Raw genomic sequence first — 18,471 nt, 5'->3', positions numbered from 1 at the left:
ATGGTTTCGCCCACTCAATCAAGTGGTCTGGCACTTGTCTATGTCCACTCGGCCCTATGAATCAATCCAGATTTGATCAAATTTTTCATCTGACCAAAACATAACGAAAACTCCCGCTTGATCGACTCTCTGCGATAGTACAGATTGCGCGCGGGCCCTGGCGATGGCGTCGCCTCATGCCGCAATGCATGCGCCCACTTCCCCGTCCTGAACGCCGGGACCTTCTGTCAAGGAGGGTCTTATGACCGCACGTCCGGAATTCTACCGTTATCACAACGGCCAACAAACCCAATTGCAGTTCGAGGACACCGAATACGAGGCCAGACTGAAAGGCTTGCGCGCGCGCATGGCCGATCTAGGTGTTGGTGCCGCCGTTTTCACGTCGATGCACAACATCGCTTATTATTCGGGCTTTCTGTATTGCGCTTTTGGCCGCCCCTATGGCTTGGTCGTCACCGAAACAGAGTCGGTCACAATAAGCGCAGGCATCGATGCTGGCCAGCCATGGCGGCGATGCTATGGCGACAACATCACCTATACCGACTGGCAGCGCGACAATTATTGGCGTGCCATTCTATCGGTTGCCGGCGAAGGCCAGGTGGTCGGTTATGAAAGTGACCACCTGAGCCTGATGCAGCGCGACAAGCTGGAAAACTTTCTCAAGCCCTCGGCCATGGTCGATATGTTCGAAACCACCATGCGCCAACGGATGATGAAATCGCCCGCAGAAATCGCGCTGATCCGCCACGGTGCACAGGTCGCGGACGTGGGTGGTTATGCCATCCGCGATGCTGTCAAGGCTGGTGTGCGAGAGATTGACGTTGCGATGGCGGGCCGTGATGCAATGGAATTGGAAATCGCAAAACGGTTTCCGGATGCCGAGTACCGCGACACTTGGGTCTGGTTCCAGTCCGGCATCAATACCGACGGCGCACACAACCCGGTGACAGGCCGCGTTCTGCAGCGCGGTGATATCCTCTCTTTGAACACCTTTCCCATGATCTCGGGTTACTACACTGCTCTTGAACGGACGATGTTCGTTGAGGAAGTCGACAAAGCCAGCCTGAAAATCTGGCAAGCAAATGTCGCCGCTCATGAATACGGCATGAGCCTGTTGCAGCCCGGTGCAAGCTGCGCCGAGATCACCCACAAGATCAACGACTTTTTCGCCGAACGCGACCTGCTGCAGTATCGCACTTTTGGCTATGGCCACTCGTTCGGCGTGCTGTCGCACTATTACGGCCGCGAGGCTGGGCTGGAACTTCGCGAAGACATCGACACGGTTCTGGAACCGGGCATGGTGATTTCGATGGAACCAATGTTGACGATTGCGGATGGTCAACCCGGCGCTGGGGGCTATCGCGAGCACGACATTCTGGTCATCAACGAAGACGGCAACGAAAACATCACCGGCTATCCTTATGGCCCGGAGTTCAACGTCGTTGGCTAAGCGGGTTTGGCCCTGATGGGCCAAGCCTCCGGCGGGAGTATTGGAAAAAGATGAAGGGGCTGCCCAAGATCAGGCGGCCCTTTTTTGTTTGATAACGGGGCGCGACGTCGCAGGGGCGCCCTGTTCCGCCATATCTCTTTTCTTTTCGGAGAAGGTTTGTCAGAGTTCGCGTGAAAATTGAAAAGGCAGGGATGTAAATTAACTTAACATACCCTATCTCTAGCTTGAATAAGAAAAAACGAGAGGGCAAAATGTCGAACCAGCAATTTGAAGCGTTGATTGAAGATACACAGAAGAAGGTCCGCGAAAGCCAATCGCAGATCGAGGGGCTGACCTCGCGCATCGAAGCGGCACGGGCCAAGATCGGCACCGCCGAGGCCGATATCGACATCGAAAACGCCACGCTTGAGGATGTGCACGCCCATACCGAGGTGATGAACGCCAATATTGCCGAGCTGATCATGGGGCTGGACGACGTCACCAACGCGTTTTCCAAGGATTTCGACGAGATGCGCTCGAAAACCGGGTGGGAGAGCTTCGTGGGCATCTTCGCCAAGGCCAAGTCCGAGTCGATGCGGCAAGAAAGGATGCGTACCGCCAATATCGACGACAAACTGCAAGACCTGATCGCCAAATCCGACGTGATTGTAAAGCTGCTGGAAGGGCAGTTGTCGGTACTGGAAGAGCAGCGTGTGAAGGTCGAGGACAACCTGACGGCGACGCTTGATGACCGCGAGTTCACGGTTCAGGAGTTAGAGGCGCTGCGCGCAGAAATACAAGGCATGGACCCGACCATCATCACGCTGGAAAACAAGATCAGCGTCGAACAGGACGCCGCCGCGCGGACCCAGCTGGAGACCGAACTGGCCGAGTTGAACAAGCAATACAACGCCAAGGTTCAGGAAGAACAGGTCAAGCTGGCTAAATCGCAGACACTGGAGCGTTATATCGAAAAGGGCAAAACCTGGGTCGACTCGCTGCAGAACCAGGCGGCGACGCAGATGGTGCTGATCAACAAACTACAGACAGACACGCAGCAGCGCGTGGTGCTGTATGACGCCCTGACCAAATCGCTGAAAACCGCGCAGCAGCAGGACGTGGCCCACCGCATCAACGAGATTGGTGTGCAAACCGATCAAGAGGCGCAGACGGCCATGGCCGCCATCGGCACCGCAACCAACCAGAAGATGGCCGACATGCTTGAGGCGCATGAGGACCACATGGTCTTTGCCCGCGACGTGCTGGAGAAAAAGGCCAAGGCGGATGAGCGGTTCGCGCGCCGATTTGCCTCGATTGTCGAGAAGCATGATAAGAATTTGTATGGTGGTTAAGTGCGTTTTGCTTACCAGCAGTTAGTATTGATGGTCTTGAGCCCTGGTCCACTTATGGTTCCAGAGTTTTTAGAAAAGTTGGGTGTAATAGAGCATAAGCCGATCTATCCCGAGACTATCCAGATACTGCTTTCGATGGCTTTTGGCGCTTGGCTCATTCGGTTTTTGTGCTGGCTGAGTTGGGGTAGCGAGAGGGGGCTTCGTTTTCAGCGTTTAGTTGGGATTAATCCCGAGGTTGTGCTGTATAGTATTGGCTCGCCGCTATATCGTTGGTGGTTTCACATCGACAAAAACGGGAAGGACTTGGACGCTCCAAGATGACCGATAGAAGCCCCACCCAAGACCATGTCGGCCTGACCGACACTTTCGCCTCGCGCCGGTATTTCCGCAAGTTCGAGGTGATCACCGTCCACCTCCTGCGCGTGGCCGCGACGATGGAGGCCGAGGGCGCGATCAGCAAGCAAGAGGTGCGGATTGTGTCGCGCTACCTTTCGGGGCTGCTCTACACCTTCCGCGCGCTGTCCATGAAATACCTGCTGGTTGGGCGCGACACGGGGCGGTTCTTTGGCAGCCTCGCCATGGACAAGCGCGACAGCGGGTTTCCGGTGGCGGCCGAGTTGCTGACCATGGCCAATGACGCGCAACAGGCGCAGGTGCATTTGGCGAATATGCCCTCGGAAGACGACCTGAAAACCGACATGGTTCGCACCATCATCGGTGACCGGGACATCCCGACCAAGTTGCAATTCGCGCTGTCCCAAAGGCTCTATTATGAGGAATTGCTGAAAGGTCAGCTGTTCTGGGCCCGCAACGATCCCGAATGTCACTGGATCGGGAATGAGGGCGAGCGGCGCAAGTTCATGATCCACTGGGCGGTCTATGACAGCCAGATCAACCTGCCGGTCATCTACCTGATGCAGTTGGAGGATAGCGGCAAAACCGCCCTGCCCAAGGATCAACGCCGCTGGCCCGAAGTGCAGGCTCACCTAATGGCGCAATCCTTGGGCGGGCTGAAACTGGTGACCATCGCCAAGGGCTTTGATCAGGATTTCGATGACCTGCATCCCAAACACCTGCGCCGCATTCATGTGGGGCCGATGTATTCTTCGGCGTTTACCGAACAATCTGGCCCCTTGCGGCAGGTGCTGGAGGACGCGCAATCTCCGCAAGGGCAGGATTGGGCGCTGGCCTGGACCACCGAAGAGCTACACAGCGAGGAGGTCATCGAGGAACGCGCCGGCTGGTTCTCAACTGTTGAGCGTGAGGTTTTTGCGCTGGATCCTTTTGGCGGGCAGGGGGCCGAGACCGGGGCCACCCGCACCCAACGGTCGATCATCCTGCCACAGCGCCCGTTTCAGGTGCTGGCCGAACGCAACCCGCCGGGGTTTGCCGATGTGCGAAAGTTTGTGGTCGGCAAGGCTGGGCAAGTGTTGAGGTATTGAGCAGGTGACGGGTTGATACCCACCCTACGCGACAAAGTAGGCCGGGCTTCAGCCCGACATTGCGAGGAAACAGATGAGTTTGACGTCAGATCAGATGGAATTGCGCGAAGACGACATTCGCAAGCACTATCCGGCGGCGACCGCCTTGCTAAACGGGTTCGAGCATGCGCCGCGAATTGCCAAGGCGGTAGAAGCCACCGTTGAACGCTCGCCGGGTGTTTCGACTGGTCGGCGGTTTCGCTCGACGACACCGGGGTTGGTGACACGCCGGACCGTGCGCGCAGACGGGGTGCATCTGGTTGAGCGGATCGAGGCGTCGGATGATGGTGACGCCTTGGTTTCGCCGCCGCAGGCAACTGCACAACAAGCGATCCGCCGCGCCATCGCAATCGCTCTGGCCGTGGCCGACACCTATGCGGAACAGACCCCATTGGCCGACCTGAAACGCGCCAATCTGGCCGGGGATCTGCCAGCTGCGCGCAAGACCGAGTTCTCGGAATTGCTGACGGCTGAGGCGCTGATCACGTCTCACACCTTCGGCAATGCGCTGGCCTATCTGATGTCCTCGCACCTAGGCGAAACCACCGTCGATATCGGCGAGATCGAAGAGATCCTGACCGACAATGGCCAACTTGCCCTGCACGGCGCGCTGTGGGAGCTGGACCAGACGCTGGCCAAACACGCCCCCGACGACGCCCATCTGATCGCGGCCACCAGTGCCTATGCCGAGCAACTGATGGAGAAATCCGCCCTGCGCGCAGGGTCCGCAGGTCATCTGGCCCCGTTCCAGAGCGCAGCCTGGCATATCGAGGCCGACGACCTGACGATCCGGGGGTTCGAGCCGGCCTCCAAGGCAAAATCCACCACCTTGACCATGACGTTCAAGAAGCCGAACGAGGTGGTCGGCAACCATATCGCCAAGTATCAGGCGATGAAGCTGGCGAAGATGCTGATGGCCTACGACTTCGACCGCCGCCTGAACCCGTTTGCGGAACTTGGCGGGTTCATCTTTACCTTCATGGGTGACGGCAAACCGGGCACCGGCAAGACCACCCTGATCCAGATGATGGCCGGGCTGATCAACGAGTATTGCCAGAACGCGGGCTATCCGTTCCGCTATCAGAACCTGAGCACCGACAATATCGACAGCTATCAGGGCAAGTCCGGCCAGAACGCCAAGGCCTTTATCAACACGATCATCGACCCCTCGGTCATCGGTTTCGGCACCATCGACGATATCGACCAGCTGGCGGGTAAGCGCGGTGACCGGCAGTCGTCAGCCGGGCAGCTGGAAATCACCGCTGTGCTGATGGAGAGCTTTGCCGGCGCCAACACCGTTGTACGCGGTAACTGCACCTTTGGCATGTTCTCGAACTACCCCGAGAATGTGGACGACGCCCTGCGCCAGCGGGCGGGCGCACGGTTCCTGGTGGACGGGCCGCAAACGCGCGAGGATTACATCGACATCCTGCACCTGCTGATGGGCCGCAACCACGACATTCCGCTGGGCGAACACGACGCCTACGCCGCGCAGGAGATCAAGAAGGCCGTCGCCGCCAGTTTCGAGAGCCACTCCCGCCCGCATGAGGATGCCTTGCTGCAGGTCTATGACCGGGTTTCCGGTGATATCGGCCAGATGGACACCATCGCCAAGCTGGGCACCTACCTCAAGGCGATCCAGCAGGCGGATGAACGGTTCACCGGTCGCGCGATCAAGAACATCACCGACGCGGTCAAGGTCCGCGCGATGGATTTCGAACTGCCCGACGAATGGATGGAGAACCCCGACCTGTTCCTGTTCCGCGACTACGACACCAAGAAGGCCATGATCGAGGACCTGCGCCAGCCGATCACGGTCGAGATGGTGATCCAGGAGATCAACCGCTACGCCGACAGCGAGTTCCGCTATGCCGACAAGAGCGACGAGGTCGCCATCGAAAACGCTGTCCGCGAGATGGCGAGGATGGAAGAGGCCAAGCGGCGGTATCTGGAGGGGAAGGGGTGACGAACAGTAGAGGAATACACCACAGGATCAGGATAATGAGTGATCTTAGAACACGAGGTTTGGCCAATTGATTTCAGGTTTATTGATTGCTGGATTTATGGCGGACTATTCCTGCGGGGTCGGTGTTAAAGCGCATGTCGCTTTGGCAATCACTTTGATTGCTATCGGCGTATTTGCAGCCGTCTTTTTCCAAAGCGTAGCAAAACGAGCTTTCTGGTCAGCCGTTTTGCTGTCTTTCATCGGTTTGTTCGTTGCTAGTGCGGTTTCCTACTGGGCAATATATACTTGCGCAGATTTGCATGACGTCGCTCCTTGGACCAGTGGACTTGGCGACAATAAATTTGACTACGTGGTCTTCAGGAGTGCCTTGTTATTGCCCTGCTGGACTATACCGCTGCTACTTATCTGTGGATACCTAAGAGCAAATGGCGGGGGACTTAAAATTCCGAAAGACCCAAGAATATGATCCGCCTCATCAAAAAAGGCCTGATGTTCGGCAACCTTGTCCACATCTCCAGCCCGGCTCTGGTCGAGCGGTATAATCGCGCGCTGCAGCATCTGGCGGGCAAGGCTACGGCGCTGACGGATTTCCACGTCGATATCTCGGGCTATTCGCCCGAGGTGGGGATTGAGCTGGAGGACGAGCTTTACCTCAACCCCAACGGGGTCAACCGGCAGTTCATCCTGCTGACGACCGAGCAGAAACGCGCGCCGTTGCTGAACGTCAAATTCTCGACCTCGCGCGATATTCTGCGCGAGTTCATCGAGATGAATGAAGCGCAGCTATTCGCCCTGACCGCCACCGATGCGGTGGCCGGAGAGTTGGTGAACTCGGTTTTCAAGCTCACGACGCCCAATGATCTGCTGAACCTACGCAAGATCGAGATTGAGGCTGATACCGCAGGCGGCACTCTGCGCAAGGCGCAGCAACTCGCGGGCATGGTAGAGCGGTTCAAGACCGAAGAGGACGCCTGGTTCGACGACGTACTGATCGCCAGGATGATCGAAACCGCCAAAGAAACCGGCGACGTCACGCGCAACCCCGTTCACCTGCGCCACACGGCCTTTGAGCAGCGCAATTTCTGGACGGCCCATTTCGGCGGGCTCTATTTGTTTCCCGATCTGGACCACCCGGCGGCGATATGTGCAGGCACGAAACCGGATGACCTGCCGATCCGCTACGTCTTTGATCTGACCGAGCGGAACCGGATCGCCAAGTTTCTGGACCTCAACGACTTGGTCGAACCTATCGTCAAGGCGCGTGGCGTCGACGCGGCAGCGATCCTGCGGCAAAAGATGGATTTCATCACCATCGACACCGCTGCTGGCGCGGGCATCGACCTGACCGGGCTGGATCGCACCGACATGCGCCGTCTGGCACGCAATCATGCGGACCGGTTGCCGGAAGCTTATCACGGGTTGGCGCAATTGCTGCGCTGGGCCGAGGATGGCGGGTCGTGGCCGCGCATCACCTCGGACCACCCGGCCTATTTCTACACGCTGCGCGCGGCGGACACGCGCGACCGTGATCTGGTCAACATGCTGCTGGCCGAGCTGGCGCCGCTTGACCCGCGCCAGATGTTCATCTGCCACAAGGAACTGTTTTATCGAACCTATGCGACCTGGCCGGATGCCAAGCGCGCCTATGTGGCAGATTTCCTTGCGCGGGAATATCAGGTGGACAAGGCGGGCGCGCGCGCCGCACTCTTCGGGCACGAACCCGATATGAGCGGCGAGGACCAGGTGAGCGAAGACATCATTCACCGCGCCGGCCCCTGGGGCGCGGTCAGGAGAGGTTGAGATGCTGGGTGCGCTGCGGCTGATATTCATTTTGCTTGTGCTGCAGACGATTGCCTATGTCGTCCTGTCGATCTATTCCCGCAATGTCCGGCGCGACAAGCTGGAAACGTGGTGGGATGAACAGCGCAAGACGGGCAACAAAGAAGCGTTTGTGGAACGCGGGCTCAAGGTCTATGACAATTCGTTCCGTCGCAAACTGATCCTTGGTGTCTATATCATACCGTGGGTGGCAATCGCGGTATTGATCTATATCGTGAATTACATGTGAGGACCCTCAAATGGTCTATGTCAAATGGGCAATCATCCTGATCTTCTGGGTTACACTGGGTGCTTTCCTGCAATACTCCCTGCCCCAACATGACGTGGTGCGCATCGTCAACACCTATGAGGAACGGCAGGACCTGACCGACTGGACCCGCATCTTCTGGTCGGAACCCGAGGATCAATCGACCAGCCTGTCAAACCGCGACGTGCAGTTCATTCAGGCAGTACGGGCCAACGGCAAGCCCATCGTCTATCGCAACGAAGATACCGGCTGGGGCTGGCCGCCGTATTTCAAATTTGACACCGCCAATCTGTATACCGAGGCAAATGACGCCATTTCGACCAAGGACAATCCCGAATGGGTGGCCGTCACGCATTATGGTTGGCGAAACGAATTCCTGTCGATCTTCCCGAATGCAATCATCATCAAGCCGGTCGACGGACCAGATGCCCGCATCATCCCGTGGTTCAACATCTTCTTCCTGACTCTGTTTTTCGCACTTGTTTGGGCCATCTGGGTGCGCTGGCGCCGGTTCCGCAAAGCACGGATCGATCCGATGATCGACAGCGTCGAGGACAGTCTTTACGCGGCTGGCGACGCTATTGATGAACGGCGCGGTCGGTTGCGCCGTTGGTTGGACAGCTGGAAGTCCAAGTAAGCCGGCAGAACCGCCCTCAATCGGAAAACAGATAATCTACCGACAATATTTCTAGCGCCAGTTCTTGCGGAATCCGCAGAACCTCGGCCAGTTTTTTTGCGTTCTCTTCTTTCGGGTGTGTTTCACTAATCCTGCTGTAGTTTTGAAACCCGGCATCGCGAATACAATCGGCCTCATGAGCGATGTCGTTTCGGATCGTGGGCAAAAGTCGGTCCAGATGTGCTGGCGGTGTATGCTCTCCGGCCAATCCGACGCGATGGGCATGGCCCACGAGATATTCGTCGGTGTATTCACACTCGATTTCCAGGAGGCGGGTCACCGAGCGGTCAGAGCAAAAATCCTCGATAAGATCCAGATTCGCAGGGTCCAGGCAGATCACGAGACAGTTGGATTCGAAGTAATCGAACAACATCCGCAGCAACGCGCGACAATGGCGGCTGCGCTTGTACAAAGCCGATTCAATACCACCAAGATCCGGCAGGAGAGTGTCTTCCTCGTTGAACAGATACTCGACCACCGGAAAGTTGGTGTGACTAGATATCTGGTCTAGCAGGCGTTTGGCGACATGCCACTTCTTGCAGATCAGGATTATCAGTTCCCGATCCCGCCCCAGAGTGCTTTCCGTCTCCCAGAATCGCTGACCGAACCGCCGCCCAATCCGTCCCCGGCTGGTCAGGTAGCTGTATAGATTGCCCCCTTCGTTCGATATCTGAAACGTCACACCCGTCGCCGCATAAAGCTGCCCCAACCTTTTCTTGAGCTCCAAAGCTTCGGCGCTGATCTTGCGGGCGAATAGGAAGTCCTGGCACAGCAACAGATCGTAGTGATCATTGTAGAATGTAACCGGCATGCCATAATCCGAAAACATCAGAAATGTGAGCGTTCTACTTTCGATTTCGGTTCGGGGAATGAGATGGCGCACGAGCGTCTGGAAGAAAGTCTCGTCGGGTATCCATGTGGTTCTGAAGAACCGCATCACGTCGCGCCTTACGCGGGTGACTTCCAAGATTTTCTCGATGGTCTGACGGCGCAGGCACCACCACTGGCTGCCGATCATGATCTGAATATCCGAGGGTATGTCCCGCGACAGCCCAAGTGATTTCTGCAGTTCATACGACCTGTAAAACCACCACGCCTGCGACCGTTCGTTGAAGAAATGGCGATATATCAGCCGTTCTTCCTTCATTCCGGTTTTGATCCAGTCGCTTTCAAAAAAATCAAAGCTTTCAATGAAATCCTTGTCGTTAGCATCCAGAAAACCATGCGCGTATTCAGCCGTCTTTATCGCCATGCAGTCCCCAGACAGCATGTAGAAATGGCTGGCATGCGGAAATGCCTCGACGGCGGCCTCGACAGCGTAAAGCGAAGCTTGCACCAAGGACCATTCGCCCCAACCGCATTTGATGCGTTTACGGGCAAACGTCACGTTCGGATTGGGTGACAGGGCAGACCGAATACGTTCGAATTCCGCGCTTCCCGCCCTGGCATCGAAATGAATCGCGATATAGTCGCCCGCCGCCGTCAGTTGCTCTGACTGGGCAATGATCGCCTCGGGGTCCTTGTGGCACAAAAGGATATACGCAATTCTAGCCATTTCTTTGGACGATGTGCCTTATTGCTGCTCTTGGAACACCCTGATAATGCGAACGAGCGATTGAATAAACTCGGTATTTTTGCTTTTTTGAACATAACGCCTGCCGATTGAATTGAAACGAAGCAGGTATTGGAGGCACGGCAGATGGGATTTCCCGGCACTTGGATGACGGAAAGTGAAAGCATGGTGTATCGCGTGGTGCCGAAATGCGCCTGCTCGACCATCGGCCAGATCATGTATTATTCGGATCACGGCAGGTTTTTCGACGGCGACATCCATGATGCTCAGGACGGCTTGCATAAATGGGCCTTCGACCATAGCCAGGAGCCGATCAGCCGCAATGTGAAATCTCACAGTTCTTTTGCTTTCACCTGCGTACGCAACCCATATACGCGGATTCTCAGCTCGTTCTTCGACAAGATTTGCGGAATCCAGCGCAATGGGAAAAGGTACCGTGGCAACCTGGTTCCGTCACTAATATACAACTACGGTATCGAAGTTGGCGGTGACGACGGCAAACAGGACTTCGACCAGATCAAGAGCTTTCGTCGCTTCCTGCTGTTCGCACGCGACACGATCCGCTGGCGACGCCCGATGGATCCAGACATTCACTGGTCGGCCATGTCGGGACACATCTCCACCTTCATTCTAAATGGCGGAAAATACGACCGGATTTTCTGGACCGAGAATTTCAATGACGGCATGCAGGGTGTCTTGGACAGTATCGATGTCCGGCATCCGGTCGATCTGGCAGAAATTCCACGCTTCAACGAATCCGAAGGGCACGGCCCAAAACGCGCCCATCCGGTCGAGGACTATTTTGACGATCTGTCGATGCATCTTGTCTATGAAATCTACAAGCGCGATTTCGAGCTGTTCAAATACGACTTCGCGAACCCCGCCAACAAGTTGCCAATAGGCGAGATCGACCTGGACGAGGTGCACGCCAAGCTGGGGGATTGAAGCGTCGATCAAAACGCCTCCCGTGCGGAATGCCAATGATGACACTCCACCAGTTCACAAAACCGGTTGGCACAGGTCATCGATTTTCGAAATCACATTCGTGAAACAGGACGATCCGCCAATTGGGCGGATCGATTGTTTTTACTTGGCGTTCAAAGCTGACGAACGGCCCCTTTTGCCGCGCTGGTGGCCAGTTTGGCATAGGCCTTCAGCGCGGTTGACACCTTGCGCTTGCGCGGCTCTGCGGGACGCCAGCCTGCAGCATCTTGCTGTTTTCGGCGTTGGGCAAGTTCTTCATCCGTGACGGCCAGATGGATCGAGCGGTTTGGGATGTCGATTTCGATCTTGTCACCCTGACGCACCAGGCCGATGGTCCCGCCTTCGGCTGCCTCGGGCGAGACATGGCCAATCGACAGGCCCGATGTGCCCCCCGAGAATCGCCCATCGGTCAAGAGAGCGCAGGCTTTGCCGAGGCCCTTCGACTTCAGGTAGGAGGTCGGGTAGAGCATTTCCTGCATGCCCGGACCGCCGCGCGGGCCTTCGTAGCGGATCACGACCACGTCACCTTCTTTGACCTTGCCGGTCAGAATATCGTTCACTGCGGCGTCCTGACTTTCGCAGACATGGGCCTTGCCGGTGAACTTGAGGATGCTTTCATCCACACCAGCGGTTTTCACGATACAGCCGTCCTGAGCGATGTTTCCGAACAAAACCGCAAGACCGCCATCCTGACTGAAGGCGTGTTCCTTGGAACGGATCACGCCCTTTTCCCGGTCTGTGTCCAACTCTTTGAACCGGTTGGCCTGCGAGAAGGCTTGCGTTGTGCGGACACCTCCGGGCGCGGCCTTGAACAACTGCTCGGCCTCAGGATTGTTGGCCACCTTGATGTCCCATTTTGCAATCGCCTCACCCATGGTCGAGGAATGCACGGTGGGAACGCTATTGTGCAAAAGGCCTGCACGGCTGAGTTCCCCCAAAATCGAAAAGATCCCGCCCGCACGGTGCACGTCTTCCATATGAACATTGTGAATATTCGGCGCGACCTTGCACAAACAGGGAACCTGTCGGCTGAGCCGGTCCATGTCGGTCATGGTGAAGTCCACCTCGCCCTCATTGGCGATTGCCAGCAGGTGCAGCACGGTATTGGTAGACCCACCCATGGCGATGTCCAGGCTCATCGCGTTCTCGAACGCCTCGAAGGTTGCGATTTCGCGCGGCAACAGGCCTTTCTCCTCGTCCTGGTAATGGCGCTTGGTGATTTCGACGATCTTGCGTCCTGCCTCCAGAAACAGCCCCTTGCGATCGGCATGCGTGGCCAGCGTCGAACCGTTGCCCGGCAGCGCCAGACCCAGCGCTTCGGCCAGACAGTTCATCGAGTTGGCGGTGAACATCCCCGAGCACGACCCGCAGGTCGGACAGGCGTTTTCCTCGATATGTCGGACCTGCTCGTCAGTGTACTTGTCATCTGCGGCGGCAACCATCGCATCAACAAGATCGATTTTTTTGGCATCCAGATCGGCAATATCGATCTTGCCCGCTTCCATTGGTCCGCCAGAGACAAAAATTGCTGGAATATTGAGGCGCATGGCGGCCATCAGCATTCCGGGAGTGATCTTGTCGCAGTTGGAGATGCAGACCATGGCGTCAGCGCAATGGGCGTTAACCATGTATTCGACCGAATCCGCGATAATCTCGCGCGACGGTAAAGAATAGAGCATGCCGTCATGACCCATGGCGATGCCATCATCCACGGCGATGGTGTTAAACTCCTTGGCGACACCGCCCGCGGCCTCGACCTCGCGCGCAACCATCTGACCAAGATCCTTCAGATGCACGTGCCCCGGCACGAACTGCGTGAACGAGTTGACGATGGCGATGATCGGCTTGCCAAAATCATCGTCCTTCATGCCCGTCGCACGCCATAAACCGCGCGCGCCAGCCATGTTGCGTCCGTGAGTCGAGGTTCTGGATCGGTACATTGGCATGATGCTCTTTCCCTTTTGCCCGCCCCTGCGATAGGGTGCTTGTACGTTATAGCGCACGCTACCCGATGTACGTTATAACGTACAAGCGATATTGCGGGGCACGGGCATGGAATCGAACGAAATCACCCTAAAACTTCGGGAAGTAAGGTCGGCAGCGGGATTGAGTCTCTCGAAAGTGGCCGAACTGACTGGCGTCAGCAAAGCCATGCTGGGCCAGATTGAGAGAGGCGAATCAAGTCCGACCATTGCCACGCTTTGGAAGATCGCCAAAGGCTTCCAACTGCCGCTAAGCGCATTGATTGGACACGATGTCCTGCGTGACCCGACCGATGCCGGTGTGTTCCGTACGGTGACCTTTCCGGGTGAAATCAGGGTTAAGATCGTATTTCCTTTCGACCCTGTCTTGTGTGCGGAAACGTTTCACGTGGCTTTGTACGCCGATCAATACCACGAATCCCCTGCGCATGCCGCAGGCGTGACAGAAGAGGTTTTCGTCCTGAATGGAACTCTGGATGTGCTGCGCGACGGCGAATGGGTTCCACTGAACGCAGGTCAGGGGCTTCGCTTTGCCGCCGATCTGCCCCACGGCTACCGAGCGGGACACGCGGGAGCAACCTTTCTCAACATGCACCATTACGCGCAACCGACACCTGCGTAATCTCTAGGCTGACTTGTTTTGCACAAAATATGAAGTTCAGGAGACCTCCTTGGCCGAATTTCTTGATACCTTATCCTTGGCGGACGCCATCGGATCATTCGGAGCATTGATCGTTGTGATCGCCTACTTCGCGACCCAGATGCGTTGGTTGAACTCGGACGATCTGAGATTTCCGGTGGTGAATCTCGTAGGATCAGCTCTGATCGTTTTCTCGCTGATGACCAATTTCAACCTGGCCTCGATGCTGATTGAATGCTTTTGGATCTTGATCAGCATTGTCGGAATCGGTCAGCATTTTCGGACACGCCACCTGCGATAGCCTGAAATCCACGCGAGAGTTTGCAATAATACTTCAGGCTCAAGGGCTCATGCGATATGGCTGGAAAAAATCCAGCGCCGGAACCCTATCCATGACAAAACTGTTTGCCCTCGCCCTTACCGCCCTAACTGCCACATCTGCTCCGGCTCAGGAATTGGTCGACAAAGGTTTTGCCGAAGGATGGAATATCATGATGGACCCGGCTTTGGGCAATGGCTGCTTGATCCAGACCGTCTATCAAGACCTTTCCGTGGTTCGGCTGGGATATGATGCATTGGACAATCGCGGGTATTTCACCGTTTACAACAAGGCTTGGGGAGATGTCGAACCGGGCAAAACCTATCCAATCCGGTTTGATCTGGATGGCGAAAACTTTGATGCGACCGCCATAGGTTTCCGTCAGGATCGAATTCCGGGGGCCACAGTGTTCTTCAAGGACCGGAATTTCGTGACTGCGATTGCCCTACGCAAGGTGATGACAGTGTATAATCCTGCAGGGCAAAAGGTCATGGCAATAGATCTGAAAGGAACCGCTAAGGCGCTGGAATATGCTCGCGAATGCCAAAAAGACCAGGGATGACAGCGCTAGCGAATCGGCTGGAACACCGCATTCTTGGCCTGACAGTCCTGTATCGTGTCTCGCGCGCAGGGAACAGGTTCCAGCGATTTTGACAGGCACACCCGAACTTCTTCGATGAACCCATCGCGGCAGGTGACGGTGAGCATGTCGGGATCAAGAGCGGGGTTGGCCTCCAGAAAAGCGTCCTCAACAACTGCGGCCGGCAACTTGATGGTCTTGTCCAGTTTACGAAATACCTCAGGCCGAACCACCATTTCGTAGGCCCGACGCGACAGGCCAAAATAATCGGCCGCGCTCAATCCCGAACATGTGCCGTGCTTTTTCCACTGGTGCCACGCCAAACCAGCACTTCCCTGAATATCCTCCATTTCCCGGGTCATCCGCCGGGTCGGCGGCGCTTGGATCGTACGGCAGTAGTCAGGCCAACCCCTGTGATACTGCGGCCAAAGCCCATGCATTATCCATCCGTAGTCGTGGCGCGCATCGCACTGCTCCGCTCCGCGTGCGTCTCCTTCGCGGGCGCACCAATTGGGCGACCAACTGAGAGACAGAACATAGTAGTCAAATTCGCCCGCCTCCTCACCAATCGCCAATGCTGGAAAAACCAAAAAAACCCACAAAAATACCCAGCGCATTCACCTCTTCCCTTCTTCGTCACGTCGGACTATATACGGCCCGAGTTCCCCGACAACGGAAACCTGCCCCGCTTCGCGAGGCCGCCGAATTCCGGCGACGGGAAAGATGTATTCAAAGGAGTGAGGCTCATGGCAAAACCTCTGATGGCCAAGGCGACCGCCGTGTGGCTGGTGGATAACACCACGATCAGCTTCAAGCAGATCGCCGATTTCGTGGGTATGCACGAATTGGAGATTCAAGGCATCGCCGATGGAGACGTGGCAGTCGGCGTCAAGGGTTTTGATCCGATTGCCAACAACCAGTTGTCTCAGGAAGAGATCGACAAGGCCCAGAACAACCCGCTGCATAAGCTGAAGCTCAAGTTCAACCCGGCGGCATCTGGCGAAGAAAAGCGCCGTGGCCCGCGTTACACGCCGCTCAGCAAACGGCAGGACCGCCCGAACTCTATCCTGTGGCTGGTCAAGTTCCACCCCGAGCTAAGCGACGGCCAGATCGCCAAGCTGGTGGGCACCACCAAGCCGACGATCCAGTCGATCCGCGAACGCACACATTGGAACATTGGGAACATGCAGCCAATCGACCCGGTTGCTTTGGGTCTGTGCAAGCAGTCCGAACTGGATGCCGTGGTGCAGAAGGCCGCCGCCAAGAAAGCCGCAGAAGGCGGCGTGATGAGTGACGACGAGCGTCGCAAGCTGGTGTCGACCGAACAGTCGCTTGAAATGGACGCGTCACCAAAGATCCCTACCGCGATCGAAGGATTGGAGACATTCTCTTTGTCGGACGACAGCGACAGCAAGGAAGATGACGAACCGATGATCGACGCCGACAGCTTCTTCAACCTGCCCAAAGGCGGAGCAGACGAGGAAGAAGACGACAGCGACGATCCACGTTTCTGACAGGTAACAAGCCCCGGAGATTGCTCCGGGGCTTTCTTAACCCGGATTTCTCATGCTGGAACTGCTTTCCAAACTGATCGGATCGCATCGCGCGGTGTCGGTATACGTATTTCTTCAAACCAAAGGACTTGCCGTTCTTGGAGTTGCCGGACTGGTCACAATTCTGACTGGACTGCTGCTGTTCGGCGGCGACGAAGCCCACGAACACGAAGCGTATATAACGGTGCCGGTACTTTCGGCGACTGCCGTCAACGGCGATATGAGCCAAGGAGTGATCACCTCGGTTCGTCTGCCTGACGGTTCAGCAACATCGATTACTTCGACAGAGGGAGAAATTGCCCAGACGGTCGGAACAACGGCTTGTATCGAAAAGCGGATCTATGTGGACAGCGGCAATCCCCGGTATCGCCTGAAATTACCGAAATATTGCAGCGAAAGCTGACCAGAGTTTGGCATTTCATCTGAAGCGAGCCTCCCAGTCTCCAGACCAGGAGGGTCTTTTTCAAATAATCAATTGGAACGTGACCCCGGCGACGATCGCGCCACTTATACCAAGCCCAAGATACATCACAAAGACTCTGGGTTTGACGAGCGACCAGACCGCCGCCATTGCCGGAATGGAGCTGACCGCACCCGCGACCATAAAGGCCATCGCGGCGCCCGCGCTCATCCCCTGCTCCACAAGTCCAGCCAACAAGGGCGGCGCGACGTACGAATTCAAATAGGCCGGCATGCCAACCAGAGCTGCCACGACAATCGGCCCCACCCCTTCGCCCCCGACGACACCGGCGATCAAATCGGCGGGAACATAGATGACCAACAAGGCTTCCAGCACATAGGCCAATGCCAGCCATTTCAGCAGGAAGAAACCGTTGTGAACGAATTCGGCGCGAAACCGGGTTCTGCGTTCCGGGTCCTGCCAGAACTGCCACATCGGCATATCTGCTTTTTTGAGCCCGCATCCACAGCATCCTGCAGGTTTGTACACGCGCAACGGGGCCGCGAACACACCACGGGCCATCAATGCCCTGACGACAAAACCACCGAACAGGCCCAATCCCACCGCTGCCACGGCCTTGCCGATGGCAAAAGGCCATCCCAGGGCACTTGCCGTGATCAGCAGGGTCGGCGGGTCGATCAAAGGTGAACTGAGCCAAAAGGCCATGACTGCCGACAATGGCGCACCCAAAGCCAGAAGCCCCGCGATGAATGGAATAACCTCGCAGGAACAGAACGGTGCCAACCCCCCGATCAGGGCGGCCAATATGATCATTCGAGACTCTCGCCCTTCAAAGGCGCGCGCGATCAGGACTTCGGCACCGGTTGCCTTGAGGTATGCCAGAAGCAGCACCGCGAACAAAATGTACTGGCTAGTATGGGCCAGGGCCTTCGCCGCAAATGTCACAACCAGTCCCCAGTTTCCCGGATCGAGGACCGCGACACAAGCCAGGATCATTGCAATCGCCGACCACGGTGTTTTTAGGTAGGTAAAAAGCACTTTTGCAGGTCGAACCGGCGTTTGTGTCAAATCAGCCATCGTTTGCCGCCTTTGATTGGGTGTCCGCACAGCATTCGCTCAGGATGAAGTCCGCAAGCTTCCTCAACTCTTCGAACCGAGCCCTGTTGATGGTGCTTCGACCTTGTTTTTCCTGCTCGACCACACCGCCAGCAGCAAGGAACTTGAGATGATGAGCAAGCGTTGATGGCGGAATCCCGGTGCAGTTCTGGATTTCGCCGACGGACAAACCTGGCACACCTGCCCGAACCAACGTCTTCAGAACTTTCAGTCGCGCTTCCGACCCCATGGCCGAAAACCCTGCAGCAGCTGTTTCCCACATTTTCAGGCTCCAGTTATAACTATATTTCTAGTTATATAGTTTTAAAACTCA

Annotated in this window: 19 protein-coding genes; 14 read left to right on the top strand and 5 right to left on the bottom strand. The window is 56.4% G+C overall.

The window, feature by feature from the left end:
* Positions 1–241: 241 nt before the first annotated feature.
* The 8 genes from AC2FMY_RS10975 to AC2FMY_RS10940 all read left to right on the top strand — a co-directional run bounded on the left by AC2FMY_RS10975 (position 242) and on the right by AC2FMY_RS10940 (position 8,951).
* On the top strand, positions 242–1,450 hold the full coding sequence (locus tag AC2FMY_RS10975) for a M24 family metallopeptidase (RefSeq protein ID WP_496747379.1): 1,209 nt from the start codon (positions 242–244) through the stop codon (positions 1,448–1,450).
* Between the two features lie 251 nt (positions 1,451–1,701).
* Positions 1,702–2,781: a hypothetical protein gene (locus AC2FMY_RS10970; protein WP_496747377.1), complete on the top strand. Its 1,080-nt coding sequence runs from the start codon at positions 1,702–1,704 to the stop codon at positions 2,779–2,781.
* 317 nt (positions 2,782–3,098) lie between these two features.
* Complete coding sequence (locus AC2FMY_RS10965; RefSeq protein WP_496747375.1) at positions 3,099–4,223, top strand: hypothetical protein; 1,125 nt, start codon at positions 3,099–3,101, stop codon at positions 4,221–4,223.
* A 73-nt stretch (positions 4,224–4,296) separates the two neighbouring features.
* Positions 4,297–6,228, top strand: coding sequence for an AAA family ATPase (locus AC2FMY_RS10960; protein ID WP_496747373.1), 1,932 nt, complete (start codon positions 4,297–4,299; stop codon positions 6,226–6,228).
* 67 nt (positions 6,229–6,295) lie between these two features.
* Positions 6,296–6,694, top strand: a complete 399-nt coding sequence (locus tag AC2FMY_RS10955) for a hypothetical protein (protein ID WP_496747371.1) — start codon at positions 6,296–6,298, stop codon at positions 6,692–6,694.
* Complete coding sequence (locus AC2FMY_RS10950; RefSeq protein ID WP_496747369.1) at positions 6,691–8,028, top strand: DUF6638 family protein; 1,338 nt, start codon at positions 6,691–6,693, stop codon at positions 8,026–8,028. The genes AC2FMY_RS10955 and AC2FMY_RS10950 overlap by 4 nt, the downstream gene beginning before the upstream one ends.
* Position 8,029: 1 nt before the next feature.
* Complete coding sequence (locus AC2FMY_RS10945; protein ID WP_480748628.1) at positions 8,030–8,296, top strand: hypothetical protein; 267 nt, start codon at positions 8,030–8,032, stop codon at positions 8,294–8,296.
* Positions 8,297–8,306: 10 nt separating this feature from the next.
* Complete coding sequence (locus AC2FMY_RS10940; protein ID WP_480748627.1) at positions 8,307–8,951, top strand: DUF1523 family protein; 645 nt, start codon at positions 8,307–8,309, stop codon at positions 8,949–8,951.
* A gap of 16 nt (positions 8,952–8,967) precedes the next feature.
* Here the strand turns inward: AC2FMY_RS10940 and AC2FMY_RS10935 are convergent, their stop codons facing one another.
* Positions 8,968–10,545 (bottom strand): DUF5928 domain-containing protein, encoded by a 1,578-nt coding sequence (locus AC2FMY_RS10935; RefSeq protein WP_480748626.1) that lies wholly within the window; start codon positions 10,543–10,545, stop codon positions 8,968–8,970.
* Positions 10,546–10,689: 144 nt separating this feature from the next.
* Between AC2FMY_RS10935 and AC2FMY_RS10930 the strand changes: the two genes are divergently transcribed.
* Entirely contained in the window at positions 10,690–11,508 is an 819-nt protein-coding gene (locus AC2FMY_RS10930; RefSeq protein WP_480748625.1) for a sulfotransferase family protein, read from the top strand.
* A 152-nt stretch (positions 11,509–11,660) separates the two neighbouring features.
* Here AC2FMY_RS10930 and ilvD read toward each other — a convergent pair whose 3' ends face one another.
* Positions 11,661–13,493 carry a dihydroxy-acid dehydratase gene (ilvD, locus tag AC2FMY_RS10925; protein WP_496746659.1) on the bottom strand — a complete coding sequence of 611 codons (1,833 nt, stop codon included), beginning with the start codon at positions 13,491–13,493 and terminating at the stop codon, positions 11,661–11,663.
* Positions 13,494–13,599: 106 nt separating this feature from the next.
* Here ilvD and AC2FMY_RS10920 point away from each other — a divergent pair, with 106 nt between their 5' ends.
* The 3 genes from AC2FMY_RS10920 (at position 13,600) to AC2FMY_RS10910 (ending at position 15,050) form a co-directional block, all read left to right on the top strand.
* Entirely contained in the window at positions 13,600–14,151 is a 552-nt protein-coding gene (locus AC2FMY_RS10920) for a helix-turn-helix domain-containing protein (protein ID WP_480748623.1), read from the top strand.
* Between the two features lie 49 nt (positions 14,152–14,200).
* The gene (locus AC2FMY_RS10915; RefSeq protein WP_480748622.1) at positions 14,201–14,470 is read left to right on the top strand and encodes a CBU_0592 family membrane protein; all 270 of its coding nucleotides are present in this window, start codon (positions 14,201–14,203) and stop codon (positions 14,468–14,470) included.
* 91 nt (positions 14,471–14,561) lie between these two features.
* Entirely contained in the window at positions 14,562–15,050 is a 489-nt protein-coding gene (locus AC2FMY_RS10910) for a hypothetical protein (protein ID WP_496746655.1), read from the top strand.
* 5 nt (positions 15,051–15,055) lie between these two features.
* On the opposite strand, the gene AC2FMY_RS10905 is transcribed toward AC2FMY_RS10910, so the two are convergent.
* Positions 15,056–15,685 (bottom strand): ribonuclease T2 family protein, encoded by a 630-nt coding sequence (locus AC2FMY_RS10905; RefSeq protein WP_480748620.1) that lies wholly within the window; start codon positions 15,683–15,685, stop codon positions 15,056–15,058.
* Between the two features lie 129 nt (positions 15,686–15,814).
* On the opposite strand from AC2FMY_RS10905, the gene AC2FMY_RS10900 reads away from it, so the two are divergent.
* Both AC2FMY_RS10900 and AC2FMY_RS10895 read left to right on the top strand, forming a co-directional pair.
* Complete coding sequence (locus AC2FMY_RS10900; RefSeq protein ID WP_480748619.1) at positions 15,815–16,582, top strand: DUF1013 domain-containing protein; 768 nt, start codon at positions 15,815–15,817, stop codon at positions 16,580–16,582.
* A gap of 52 nt (positions 16,583–16,634) precedes the next feature.
* On the top strand, positions 16,635–17,024 hold the full coding sequence (locus AC2FMY_RS10895) for a hypothetical protein (protein ID WP_496746653.1): 390 nt from the start codon (positions 16,635–16,637) through the stop codon (positions 17,022–17,024).
* A 60-nt stretch (positions 17,025–17,084) separates the two neighbouring features.
* Here the strand turns inward: AC2FMY_RS10895 and AC2FMY_RS10890 are convergent, their stop codons facing one another.
* Both AC2FMY_RS10890 and AC2FMY_RS10885 read right to left on the bottom strand, forming a co-directional pair.
* Positions 17,085–18,119 carry a permease gene (locus tag AC2FMY_RS10890; protein ID WP_496807377.1) on the bottom strand — a complete coding sequence of 345 codons (1,035 nt, stop codon included), beginning with the start codon at positions 18,117–18,119 and terminating at the stop codon, positions 17,085–17,087.
* Positions 18,112–18,420, bottom strand: a complete 309-nt coding sequence (locus AC2FMY_RS10885; RefSeq protein ID WP_496807376.1) for an ArsR/SmtB family transcription factor — start codon at positions 18,418–18,420, stop codon at positions 18,112–18,114. Before AC2FMY_RS10885 ends, AC2FMY_RS10890 begins: the two co-directional genes overlap by 8 nt.
* Positions 18,421–18,471: the final 51 nt, after the last annotated feature.

Source organism: Ruegeria sp. YKSE079, assembly GCF_059612845.1.
The sequence above is the reverse complement of the archived record's forward strand: the minus strand, read 5'-3'. Positions and strand labels throughout refer to the sequence as shown.

What these genes read in the sequence shown, in the direction of transcription:
- ilvD (WP_496746659.1), bottom strand. Translation starts at nt 13,493, where the DNA reads ATGCCAATGTACCGATCCAGAACCTCGACTCACGGACGCAACATGGCT.
- AC2FMY_RS10965 (WP_496747375.1), top strand. Translation starts at nt 3,099, where the DNA reads ATGACCGATAGAAGCCCCACCCAAGACCATGTCGGCCTGACCGACACT.
- AC2FMY_RS10930 (WP_480748625.1), top strand. Translation starts at nt 10,690, where the DNA reads ATGGGATTTCCCGGCACTTGGATGACGGAAAGTGAAAGCATGGTGTAT.
- AC2FMY_RS10945 (WP_480748628.1), top strand. Translation starts at nt 8,030, where the DNA reads ATGCTGGGTGCGCTGCGGCTGATATTCATTTTGCTTGTGCTGCAGACG.
- AC2FMY_RS10885 (WP_496807376.1), bottom strand. Translation starts at nt 18,420, where the DNA reads ATGTGGGAAACAGCTGCTGCAGGGTTTTCGGCCATGGGGTCGGAAGCG.
- AC2FMY_RS10910 (WP_496746655.1), top strand. Translation starts at nt 14,562, where the DNA reads ATGACAAAACTGTTTGCCCTCGCCCTTACCGCCCTAACTGCCACATCT.
- AC2FMY_RS10975 (WP_496747379.1), top strand. Translation starts at nt 242, where the DNA reads ATGACCGCACGTCCGGAATTCTACCGTTATCACAACGGCCAACAAACC.
- AC2FMY_RS10940 (WP_480748627.1), top strand. Translation starts at nt 8,307, where the DNA reads ATGGTCTATGTCAAATGGGCAATCATCCTGATCTTCTGGGTTACACTG.
- AC2FMY_RS10905 (WP_480748620.1), bottom strand. Translation starts at nt 15,685, where the DNA reads ATGCGCTGGGTATTTTTGTGGGTTTTTTTGGTTTTTCCAGCATTGGCG.
- AC2FMY_RS10920 (WP_480748623.1), top strand. Translation starts at nt 13,600, where the DNA reads ATGGAATCGAACGAAATCACCCTAAAACTTCGGGAAGTAAGGTCGGCA.
- AC2FMY_RS10950 (WP_496747369.1), top strand. Translation starts at nt 6,691, where the DNA reads ATGATCCGCCTCATCAAAAAAGGCCTGATGTTCGGCAACCTTGTCCAC.
- AC2FMY_RS10960 (WP_496747373.1), top strand. Translation starts at nt 4,297, where the DNA reads ATGAGTTTGACGTCAGATCAGATGGAATTGCGCGAAGACGACATTCGC.
- AC2FMY_RS10895 (WP_496746653.1), top strand. Translation starts at nt 16,635, where the DNA reads ATGCTGGAACTGCTTTCCAAACTGATCGGATCGCATCGCGCGGTGTCG.
- AC2FMY_RS10970 (WP_496747377.1), top strand. Translation starts at nt 1,702, where the DNA reads ATGTCGAACCAGCAATTTGAAGCGTTGATTGAAGATACACAGAAGAAG.
- AC2FMY_RS10890 (WP_496807377.1), bottom strand. Translation starts at nt 18,119, where the DNA reads ATGGCTGATTTGACACAAACGCCGGTTCGACCTGCAAAAGTGCTTTTT.
- AC2FMY_RS10900 (WP_480748619.1), top strand. Translation starts at nt 15,815, where the DNA reads ATGGCAAAACCTCTGATGGCCAAGGCGACCGCCGTGTGGCTGGTGGAT.
- AC2FMY_RS10935 (WP_480748626.1), bottom strand. Translation starts at nt 10,545, where the DNA reads ATGGCTAGAATTGCGTATATCCTTTTGTGCCACAAGGACCCCGAGGCG.